Annotated in this window: 9 protein-coding genes; 5 read left to right on the top strand and 4 right to left on the bottom strand. The window is 70.3% G+C overall.

The window, feature by feature from the left end; genetic code table 11:
- Positions 1-22: 22 nt before the first annotated feature.
- The gene (locus DL991_RS12655) at positions 23-1,063 is read left to right on the top strand and encodes a metallophosphoesterase (protein WP_233598811.1); all 1,041 of its coding nucleotides are present in this window, start codon (positions 23-25) and stop codon (positions 1,061-1,063) included.
- 134 nt (positions 1,064-1,197) lie between these two features.
- Here the strand turns inward: DL991_RS12655 and DL991_RS12650 are convergent, their stop codons facing one another.
- The 3 genes from DL991_RS12650 to DL991_RS12640 all read right to left on the bottom strand — a co-directional run bounded on the left by DL991_RS12650 (position 1,198) and on the right by DL991_RS12640 (position 5,836).
- Positions 1,198-2,283 carry an iron-siderophore ABC transporter substrate-binding protein gene (locus tag DL991_RS12650; RefSeq protein ID WP_125784228.1) on the bottom strand — a complete coding sequence of 362 codons (1,086 nt, stop codon included), beginning with the start codon at positions 2,281-2,283 and terminating at the stop codon, positions 1,198-1,200.
- A 113-nt stretch (positions 2,284-2,396) separates the two neighbouring features.
- Positions 2,397-4,154, bottom strand: a complete 1,758-nt coding sequence (locus tag DL991_RS12645; protein ID WP_125784226.1) for an ABC transporter ATP-binding protein — start codon at positions 4,152-4,154, stop codon at positions 2,397-2,399.
- Positions 4,151-5,836, bottom strand: coding sequence for an ABC transporter ATP-binding protein (locus DL991_RS12640; protein WP_125784224.1), 1,686 nt, complete (start codon positions 5,834-5,836; stop codon positions 4,151-4,153). Before DL991_RS12640 ends, DL991_RS12645 begins: the two co-directional genes overlap by 4 nt.
- Positions 5,837-5,940: 104 nt before the next feature.
- Here DL991_RS12640 and DL991_RS12635 point away from each other — a divergent pair, with 104 nt between their 5' ends.
- Together DL991_RS12635 and DL991_RS12630 are read left to right on the top strand one after the other, a co-directional pair.
- Entirely contained in the window at positions 5,941-6,984 is a 1,044-nt protein-coding gene (locus tag DL991_RS12635; protein ID WP_125784222.1) for an iron ABC transporter permease, read from the top strand.
- Between the two features lie 23 nt (positions 6,985-7,007).
- A complete protein-coding gene (locus DL991_RS12630; protein WP_125784220.1) occupies positions 7,008-8,045 on the top strand; it encodes an iron chelate uptake ABC transporter family permease subunit in 1,038 nt (345 codons plus the stop codon).
- Here the strand turns inward: DL991_RS12630 and DL991_RS12625 are convergent.
- Entirely contained in the window at positions 8,026-8,877 is an 852-nt protein-coding gene (locus DL991_RS12625; protein ID WP_125784218.1) for a DMT family transporter, read from the bottom strand. The genes DL991_RS12630 and DL991_RS12625 overlap by 20 nt on opposite strands.
- 156 nt (positions 8,878-9,033) lie before the next feature.
- On the opposite strand from DL991_RS12625, the gene DL991_RS12620 reads away from it, so the two are divergent.
- Both DL991_RS12620 and DL991_RS12615 read left to right on the top strand, forming a co-directional pair.
- Entirely contained in the window at positions 9,034-9,558 is a 525-nt protein-coding gene (locus DL991_RS12620) for a DinB family protein (RefSeq protein ID WP_199753932.1), read from the top strand.
- Between the two features lie 17 nt (positions 9,559-9,575).
- The gene (locus DL991_RS12615; protein ID WP_125784216.1) at positions 9,576-10,286 is read left to right on the top strand and encodes an MBL fold metallo-hydrolase; all 711 of its coding nucleotides are present in this window, start codon (positions 9,576-9,578) and stop codon (positions 10,284-10,286) included.
- The last annotated feature ends 95 nt before the right edge of the window (positions 10,287-10,381 follow it).

The raw sequence follows: 10,381 nt of genomic DNA, 5'->3' as shown, positions 1-10,381 counted from the left end.
AAACGTGAGTAGCGTTCGGGTTATGGATCGAAGAGCGTTCATGGTGACCGCCGGTGGCGCGGCGGCGGGGGCGGCGATGCTGCCGGGGCAGGCGGAGGCGCAACCGCAGACACAAGGGAAGTGGGGCCCGCACGGGCCGGTCGTCCGCTTCAACGTCCTGAGCGACATCCAGGGCGACCTCACCGACTTCGGCAAGGCGCTCGACGACCTGCACGCGATCAACCCGGGCAGCGGCGGGCTTGGTATCGCGGGTGACCTCACCCCGCGCGGCTACGACTTCGAGTACGCCCAGCTTCGCGCGACCTTCGACAAGCATCCGCATCCGCGCGAGGTCGCGTGGGCCATCGGCAACCACGAGTTCTACGTCCCCAAATGGCGGGATCCCGACACTCTCGCGCAGGAGACCTGGCCCAACGGGACGACCGAGGACTCGCTCTTCCGCAGCTTTTACCGGTTCGCGGGCCGCAACACCGTCTACTCCGAGACCTCGTTCGGCGGCGTTCCGGTGCTCTGCCTCGGAACCGAGCAGTACGCGAAGTACCACGACCCCAAACTGTGGGACGAGGTCTGGATGAGCGACCGGCAGTTCACCTGGCTCGAACAGCGCCTCCGGTACTGGTCGAACCGGCGCAGCCCGGTGATGGTGCTGACCCATCATCCGCTGCCCAACACCGTTTCCGGTACGCACAACAAGCTCTACCGGTCCGACTACCTCCAGCCCGACAGGCTGCTTTCGATCCTCGGCCGCCACCGGGACGTGTTCCTCTTCTCCGGGCACACGCACTGGGACCTGAACCTGTCGGACTGGGTGGTCCGCCGGGTGGTCCCGGGCACCGGGAATCTCGAAGGGTTCACCGTCGTCAACACCGCGGCCGTGCAGACCGGCTGGACGGATGACGGGAAGGGTGGGGAAGTGTCCCTCGGCGGCGCGTTCAACCAGGGGCTGCAGGTCGAGGTCTCACCGGGCTCGGTGGTCATCAAGGCCAGGGACTTCACCACGAAGACCTGGCTGAAGCAGATCACCGTTCCGCTGCACAACTCCTGGGGACGTCAGGACGGTTAGAGCCGGGCCGGTCCGTGAAGAGGCCTTCACGGGTGGCCGAAGTACATGAAGGCCCCCTTCCTTGCGCCAGGCGCAAGGAAGGGGGCCTTCATGTACTCGGGAGGGCAGGTGACCGGTGTCGAGCCGGTCGCGGCCTAGTTGGCCGGTTTGACCTCGGTCTTCGGGTCGCCGTCGACCGCGGCGGCGAGCTGCGGGACGATCCGGTCGATCACGTACGGCAGGCTCAGCACGGTCACGAAGGAGACCGCGCTGCCATAGGTGCCTTCGTTCTCGATGAAGACCTCACGCTTCTCCTTCGACACCTTCAGTCCGCTGTAGAGCGCGTCCTTGCCGAGGATTTCCTGCGCCTTGGCCGGGGTGTCGATGAGCCACACGAGCGCGTCGCGGTCGAGCAGGTCGGTCCGCTCGGCGCTGAGGCTCTTGCCGAACTTGTCACCGATGGCGGCGTCGAGGTCGGCGGGCAGCTTGAAACCGAGCGATTCGAGGATGTGCGAGCGACCGTCCTGGCTGCCGTAGACGAAGTAGCCCTCGTAGGTCGACGCCATCAGGGCCGACTTGCCCGCGAACTCCGGGTGGTCCTTGCGGGCCTGGGCGAACTTGTCCTCGACGCCCTTGACCAGTTCGTTCGCCTTGGTGGCGCGCCCGACGGCCTGGCCGACCTTCTTGGTCGCCTCGTTCCAGGGGATGCCGTAGTCGTTGTACTCCTTGGGCTGCGCGACGACCGGGACGCCGATCTGGCTCAGCTTGTCGTACTGCTCCTTGGTGAGCCCGGAGTACAGCGCGATGATCAGATCCGGCTTGAGCGCGGCGATCTTCTCGTACTGCGGCCCGTCCACGTCCTTGAGGACCTCGGGCAGCGCGGCGCCGCCGAGCTTGTCGGTCGCCCAAGGGCTGATGGTGCCGGGGAACTTGCCGAGCCAGTCGGTGACACCGACCGGGACCACGCCGAGGGCGAGCAGCGCGTCCTGCTCGGTCAGGCCGACCGTGACCACACGCTTGGGCTCCTGCGTGATGGTGGTGCTGCCGTATTTGTGCTCGATCGTCGTCGGGAACGCGTTCGCGTCGACCGCGGAGCCGGCGGAGTTCTGCGCGGCCGGGGTGGCCGACTCGCCGCCTCCTCCGCACGCGGTGAGCGAGGCGGCCAGCACCAGGGTGGACGCCAGCAGGCCGGCGGTCTTCAGGCGCCCGCGCACGGCGGAGAGGGTGGGGATTCGGGCCATCATCCGTCCTTCGTGATCGGCGGTCCGGCGCAGTGCCGGATTAATCGAGAATCAGGTTTGGCTAACCTAAGACGCAGACCGCTCGATTGCAACCGGTGACGGTGCGTCCCGGGTCACGTCCGTGAACGGTTGTCCGACCATGCCGCCCAAAGCGTTGCGTACTGACCGCCGGAGGCCACGAGTTCGTCGTGTGTCCCGCTTTCGACGATCACGCCCGCTTCGAGTACGACGACGCGGTCCGACGCCGCGGCCTGGGTCAGCCGGTGCGCGACGACGAGACCGGTCCGGCCTTCCAGTGCGGCGGCCGCGGCGGCTTCGAGGGTTTTCGCGCCCGCGCTCCCGGCTTCGGCGGTGGCCTCGTCGAGGATCGCGATCGGCGGGTCCGCGAGGACCAGCCTGGCCAGCGCCAGTTGCTGGGATTGGGTGACGGTCAGCTGGTGCCCGCCTTCGCCGACGACGGTCGCGAGACCTTCGCTCAACGCCTCGGCCCAGCCGCGCGCGCCGACTTTTTCCAAGGCCGCCAGCAACTCCGCGTCGGTCGCGCCGGGATGGGCGAGCCGGAGATCGTCCGCCAGCGAACCGGCGAAGACGTGCACCTCCTGGCTGATCAGCGCGACGGCCCGCCGGGTGGCGGACGGCCCGAGCTCGTCGAGCGGAACGCCGCCGACGGCGATCGTCCCGGAGTCCGGGGTGTGGATCCCGGCGATCAGCTTGGCCAGCGTCGTCTTCCCGGCTCCGCTCGCGCCGACCAGCGCGACCCGTTCACCGGGGGAGAGGTTGAGGTCGACGTCCCGCAGCACCGGGTGTCCGTCCACATAGGAATGAAAGAGCCCGGCCGCCTTCACCGACGCGTCAACGGGTTTCGCGGGCAGCTCGGGTTCGCGCGGGGCGGGCAGGTCGGCCACACCGACCAGCCGGGCGAGGCTCGCGGCGGCCGCTTGCGCGTCGTCCACCAGCGCCAGCGCGCTGTTGATCGGACCGAACAGGCTGTGGAAGTACAACGCCGCCGCCGTCGCCGCGCCGACGGTCACCGCGTCGGCGCCCACCAGCAGGAAACCGGCCGCGAGCACGGCAGAGAGGCCCACGAACTCGGCCAGGTTGAGCCGGGCGAAGAACCTCGTCATCAGCCGGACACCACGCAGCATCAGGTCCATCGCGCCCTCGGACCGCTGCCGGACGCGCTCCACGTGGGCGTCGGCGAGCCGGAACGCGCGGACGGTCTTCGCGCCGCCGATCGTGTCGAGCAGTTGCTGTTGCTGCGAACCGGTCGCGATCCGCTGCTTCGCGTACAACGGCACGGCGTTGCGGACGTACCAGCGCACGGTGTGCAGCTGGATCGGCGTCGCCAGCAACGCGGCCAGCAGGAACCGCCAGTCGAGAACGGCGAGCGCGCCGAGGGTCAGCACGATGGTGAGCACCGAGCGGCCCAGTTCGGGCAGGGCCTCACGGACCGCCCTCGCGACCACCGTGACGTCGTTGGTGACGCGGGCGGTCAGGTCGCCGGAGCCCGCGCGTTCGACCTGCTCCAGCGGGAGACCGAGCGCCCGGTCGACGAACCGTTCGCGCAGTTCCGCCAGCAGCGTCTCGCCGAGCTTCGCGGTCAGCGAGACACCCAGCGCCGTCGCGATCGCCTGCCCGACGGCGACCAGCACCAGTGCCACCACGGGGGTGGTCAGTTCGGTCGCGGGCCGCTTTTCGATGACCAGGTCGACGATGTGGCCGAGCAGGCGTGCGGTGAGCAGCCCGATCGCGGTCGCGCAGACGAGCATCGCCAGCGCGCCGGCGGCACGGGCCTTCGAGGTGCGGAGCAGTTCGCCGAGGACCGCGCGGATCCGCCTGCCGTCGGCGGTGGGAAGCAGCTCACGCGTCATGACAGCACCGCCGCGCGGTAGTCGGCGCGGTCGCGGGCGAGTTCGGCGTGGCCGCCCTCGCCGGTGATCCGGCCGCCGTCGAGAACGACGACGCGGTCCGTCACGGCGAGCAGGGCGGGGCTCGTGGTCACCAGGATCGTGGTCCGTCCTTGTCGTAGCCGGGCGAGCCCGGTGGCGATCCTCGCCTCGGTCACCGTGTCCACCGCCGTCGTCGGGTCGTGGACGACGAGCACCGGCGCGTCCGCGGCGAGCGCGCGGGCGAGCGCGACCCGTTGGCGCTGCCCGCCGGAGAGGGAGCGTCCGCGTTCGGTGACCGCGGTCGCGGTGCCGTCCGGCAGGGCCGCCGCGACCTCGTCCGCCGCCGACGCGGCCAGCGCGTCGCCGGATTCGCGGCCACCGGCGTGCACGTTCTCCGCCAGCGTCCCTTCGAACAGGTCCGCGTCGTGCGCGGCGACCAGGACGACCTCCCGCACCCGGTCCGGGTCCACAGTGGACAGATCGACGCCGTCGACGTGGACCTTGCCCTCGGCGGGATCGCCCGCGCGGCCGAGGCAGTCGAGCAGATCGGTCGCGGCGGCCGGATCGGCGGCGACGACGCCGATCAACTGCCCGGCCGGGATGTCGAGGTCGACCCCGCGGAGGCTGCGGTACGACACCTGGGTGAACTTGACGTTCCCGCCGGAGGGGGCGGGGAGTTCGCCGTCACCCGGTTCGACCGCCACCGGCGTGGTCAGCAGGTCGGCGACCCGGGACGCCGACGCGCGGCCCTGCGCCAGTTCGCCGTTCACCCACGAGAAGATCAGGAACGGGGTGAGCAGGAACTGGGCCAGCCCCACCGCGGCGACGAGATCGCCGACGCTGATCGCCCCCGACGACGCGAGATGCCCGCCGACAAGCGCGACGACCGCGATGAAGACGCCGGTCAGCGCCAGCACCGCGCCGTCGTGCCAGGCCTTCGCCTTTGCGGCGCGCAAGGTGGCCTTGAGCGAGTTCTGGCTGGTGTCCCGATAACGGGCGACGGCGGCGGGTTCGGCGCCGATGCCCTTGAGCACCCGCAGACCGGAGACCAGATCCGTGGCGACCCCCGAAGCGTGCGCGGAACGCTCCTGTTCGGCCTCACTGCGGCGTTCCAGCGGCTTGCCGATGAGATGCGCGAGGTACAGCAGCGGCGGCGTGCCCAGTAGCACGAGGAGACCCAGCGGAAGCGAGATGCGCAGCAGGGCGACGGCGCTGACCAGCACCCCGGCGAGCGCGGCGATCCCGAACGGCAGCGCCGCGTTCACCACGCCGACCCGCTGCGCGTCGCTGGTGCCGATGTTGACCAGTTCACCCGCCAGCTTGCCGTTTTCGGCGCCACCACCGGGATGCAGGACGCGGCGACTGATCGCGATACGGAGATCGTGCGCCGCCCGCAGCGAGGCGCCTTCGGCCGCTCTCGCGGCGAACCGATAGCTGTAGGACAGTCCCGCGAAGACCACGCCGAGCACGGCGAGCCAGAACACGAGCGTGCCCGCGGAACCGCCGGCGACCGCCTGGTCGATCACCACCCCGATGATCACCGGGACGAGTGCTTCACCGCCTTGGTGTCCGGCGGCGAGAACGGAAGCGAGCGTGACTCGACGTCGCTGCCCGGAGATGGCCTGGCGCAGGACGCTCCGGCTGGTGGTGGCCGTTGCGGACACCGGCGCCTCCGTGGGTCGGGGGTAGGTAAGGCTAGTCTAAGTAGATAGCTCGTTGAGGTGAACTCCGGCGTTCGGTTAGCCTCGCCTCACTCGAAGGAGGTTCCGTGGTCGTCACCGAACGCGCGCCCGCCGCGGCGTCCCCGCCCAGCGCGGCGGCACGGACGTTCCGCGCGGGTGGTCTGATGGTCGGGCTCGCCTTGCTGGCGCTCGTGTTCCTGCTCAGTATCTGGGTGGGGTCGAAGAGCATCCCGTTCACCTCCACTTGGTCGGTGCTGTGGCACAACGACGGCTCGACCGAAGCGGTGATCATCCACGACCTCCGCATCCCGCGGACCCTGTTGGGCGTGGTCGTCGGCGTGGCGCTCGGCCTGGCGGGCGCGGTGATGCAGGCGCTCACCCGGAACCCGCTCGCCGACCCCGGCCTGCTCGGCGTCAACACCGGAGCGTCGGCCGCGGTCGTGTCGGGTATCGCGTTCGTCGGGGTCACCGGCGTGCTCGGCTACATCTGGTTCGCCTTCGCCGGGGCGGCGATCGCGTCGGTCGTGGTGTACGTCCTCGGCTCGGCGGGCCGCAGCGCCACCCCGGATCGGCTCGTGCTCGCCGGTTCGGCCGTCATGGCGGTGCTCCAGGCCTACATCGTCGGGATCCTGCTGCTGATGCCCGAGACGTTCAACCAGTTCCGCTTCTGGAACGTCGGTTCGCTCAGCGGCCGCAAATGGGACGTGTTCTGGCAGATCTCGCCGTTCGTGGCGGTCGGCGCGGTCATCGCGCTGCTGCTCGCCCGGCCGCTCAACATCCTCGCGCTCGGCGACCAGACCGGCAAGGCGCTCGGCGCCCACATCGGCCGCACCCGGGTGCTGGGCGCGATCGTGGTGACCCTGCTCTGCGGCGCGGGAACCGCGGCCATCGGACCGGTCATCTTCCTCGGGCTCGCCGTGCCGCACGCCGCGCGCATGCTGGTCGGCCCGGACCAGCGCTGGGTCCTGCCGTACTCGATGCTGCTCGCGCCGATCGCGCTGATCGGTGCCGACGTCGTCGGCCGCGTGCTGAACCCGCCGGAGGAACTGCAGGCGGGAATCGTCGTCGCGTTCCTCGGCGCGCCGGTGTTCATCGCGCTCTGCCGCCGCAGGAAGCTGGCCCGCCTGTGACCGCGATCAAGGAGCGCCCACCGATGAGCACCCGCGTCCTCCGCACTCCGGGCGGCGGACTGTCCCTGCGCGTCACCCCGCGGGCGGCGATCGTCGTCACCCTGCTGGCCGTCGCCGTGCTCTTCGTCGGGGCGGTCAGCATGACCACCGGCGACTACCCGTTGTCCGTCGGCGAGGTCATCCAGACGCTGTTCGGCTTCGGCGACCGGAGTACCGAGTTCATCGTGACCACCCTGCGGCTGCCGCGCCTGCTGACCGCGTTGCTGGTCGGCGGCGCGCTCGCGGTCAGTGGCGCGATCCTGCAGAGCCTGTCCGGGAACCCCTTGGGCAGCCCCGATTTCATCGGCTTCACCGAAGGCGCCGCCGCGGGCGCGTTGCTGACGATCATCGTCGTGCACGGCGGCATGCTCCAGGTTTCGCTGGGTGCGCTGGTCGGCGGCGTCGTGACCGCGGGCTTGATCGCGTTGCTCGCGCTGAAGGGCGGCGTGCACACCTTCCGGCTGATCCTCGTCGGCATCGGCGTGAACGCGATGCTGCTCGCGTTCAACTCCTACCTGATCACCAGGGCCTCCTGGCAGGACGGCCTGGCGGCGCAGGCGTGGCTGGTCGGCGGGCTCAACGGCCGCGGCTGGGAGCACGTCGTCCCGGTCGCGATCGCCATCGCCGTCCTGCTGCCGCCCGCCCTCGTCTACGGCAGAAGGCTTTCCCTGCTGGAGATGGGGGACGACTCGGCCAAGGGACTCGGCGTGCCGGTGCAGCGGAGCCGGGTCGTGCTCCTCGGGGTCAGCGTCGGGCTGTGTTCGATCGCCACGGCCGCCGCCGGTCCGATCGCGTTCCTGGCGCTCGCCGCGCCTCAGCTGGCGAAGCGGCTGACGCGGTCTTCGGGACCCGGGCTCGCGGCGGCCGCGCTGATGGGCATGCTCCTGCTGGTGACGAGCGATCTGATCACCCAGCAGTTCCTCGCCGGCCTGCCCGTCGGTCTGGTGACCGGGGCGATCGGCGGGCTGTACCTCGGCTGGCTCCTGGTGTCCCGGCGCGGGGTCAGCCGAGCTGCGCGCTGACCGGCTCGATCGGCGCGGGCTCGCCGAAGCGGGCCAGCGCGAGCGCCGCCGACACCGCGAGCACGAAACCGACCGCCGCCACGGCCGCGAACCCCGGTCGCGTGGTGTCGCCGAGGACGAGAACCCCGATCAGGGAAGGAAAGACGGTCTCGCCGATCACCATCATCGCGGTCGAGGTGGTGACACTGCCGCGTTGCAACGCGGTGGCGTAGAACAACATTGCCAGCGCGCCCGCCACGGCCAAGGTGTAGACGGCGGGGTCGGTCAGCAGATCCAGCGGGGCAAGGCTGGTGAGCACGCGGCCGGACAGGGCGACCACGCCGAAGCACAGGCCCGCGATCAGGCCCAGCGCCGGCGTCCGGATCCGCCGCGGCGCGCGGCCGGCGAACATCCCGGCCGTGCCGAGTACGACCACCGCGCCGATCAGCACGAGCCGGAAACCCAGCCCGGTCGCCGACGAGCCTTCGCTCTCGGCCGACATCCCGAGCAACGCGAGCCCCGCGCAGACGACCGCGACCGCCGTCCACTCGCGACGCCCCAACCGGACACCGAGCGTCCTCGCCGCGACCGCCGTCACGGCCAGGCTTCCGGCCAGCGCCGCCTGAACCACGAACAGCGGCAGCACGCGCAGGGCGGCGAGCTGAGCGACGAACCCGATCACGTCCAGCGCCAGACCCGCGACGAACTTCCACTGCCGCAACACCCGCACGAGCAGCCGGGGATCGACGCGGTCCTCGGCGCCCGATGTCGCTTTCGCGGCGATCGCCTGCATCACCGAAGCGACGCCGTACGCACAGGCCGCGAAGAACGCGCAAACCAAACCCCACCACATGAACCACGAGCCTAGCCCTGCGGTGTCCACACGGAGATCTCACGTGATCGGGCGCGTAACTCACGTGATCGGGCGCGTAACTCACGTGATCGGGCGCGTAACTCACGAGTTACGCCTTTAATCACGCGAGATCGCCGTATGTGTAGGGTGAGCGACATGTCGAACAGGAGTTCGAGCGCGGCCGATCCGGTGGAGCGAGCCTGGCCGGCGGGGATCGCCGAGGACGAAGCCGGGATCCAGTGGGACTTCCTGCGCTTCCTCCGCGCCACCGCGGTGAACAAGGTCGCCGGGCTGACCAGGGAGCAGGCGGCCGCGACCCCGCTGCCGGCGTCCCCGCGGATGAGCGCGCTGGGGCTGCTCAAGCATCTGACCGCCGTGGAGCGCTGGTGGCTGTCGATCGAAGCGGGCGGCGCCGAGCTGCCTTCGTTGTGGGAAGGTTCACCGGATCCGAGCTGGGACCTGACCGAGGACGACGACCCGCGTTCGGTCGTCGAGGCGTACCGCGCCGAGTGGGCGCTCTCGGAGTCGTCCCTGGCCGGGGCCTCTCCGGACGACCGGGCGCGCCGGTCGGGGAAGTTCACCGTCCGCTGGGTGCTCGCCCACGTCGTCCAGGAAACGGCGCGGCACGCCGGGCATCTGGACATCCTGCGTGAGCTGGCCGACGGAACCACAGGGGAGTAGCGCCGTAAGGTGTCCGCATGGCTGACAGGCTGTACTTCCGGCAATTGCTCGCAGGCCGTGACTTCGCGGTGGGGGACCCGGTCGCGACGCAGATGGTCAACTTCGCCTATCTGATCGGCGACCGGGAGACGAACGAGGCCGTCATCGTCGACCCGGCGTACGCCGTCGGCGATCTGCTCGACCTGCTGGAAGCCGACGGCATGCGGCTGACCGGCGTGCTCGCGACGCATCACCACCCCGACCACGTCGGCGGCGAGATGATGGGCTTCTCGCTCCCGGGGATCGCGGAGCTGCTGGAGCGCGTCCAGGTACCGATCCACGTCAACACCGCCGAAGCCGAATGGGTCCGCCGGATCACCGGCGTCTCGGAAACCGATCTGCGCTCGCACGAACACGACGACGTGCTCGAGGTCGGCGCGGTGCCGATCCGGCTGCTGCACACGCCGGGACACACGCCCGGCAGCCAATGCTTCCTGGTCGACGGGCGGCTCGTCTCCGGTGACACGCTGTTCCTCGAAGGCTGCGGCCGGACCGATTTCCCCGGCGGTGACGCGGAGGCGATCTACCGGAGCCTGCAATGGCTGGCCGGGCTGGACGGGGATCCGGTCGTCTACCCGGGTCATCAGTACTCGGCCGAGCCGTCGGCGAACCTTTCGCGCGTGAAGGACACGAACTTCGTGTACCGGCCGAAGTCGCTGGAGGAATGGCGGCTGATGTTCGGCGGCTGACCGCCTGCCGTCTCCGCAAGTAGGTGACGAATTGCGGAGGAAGGCGTCCAGATCGCGGGACGTGAGGCTCGCTGTTTGACCGGCCCGGCTCCGGA

The sequence above is a fragment of the Amycolatopsis sp. WAC 01375 genome (genome assembly GCF_003947325.1).
In the GTDB taxonomy this organism is placed as follows: Bacteria; Actinomycetota; Actinomycetes; order Mycobacteriales; family Pseudonocardiaceae; genus Amycolatopsis.
The sequence above is the reverse complement of the archived record's forward strand: the minus strand, read 5'-3'. Positions and strand labels throughout refer to the sequence as shown.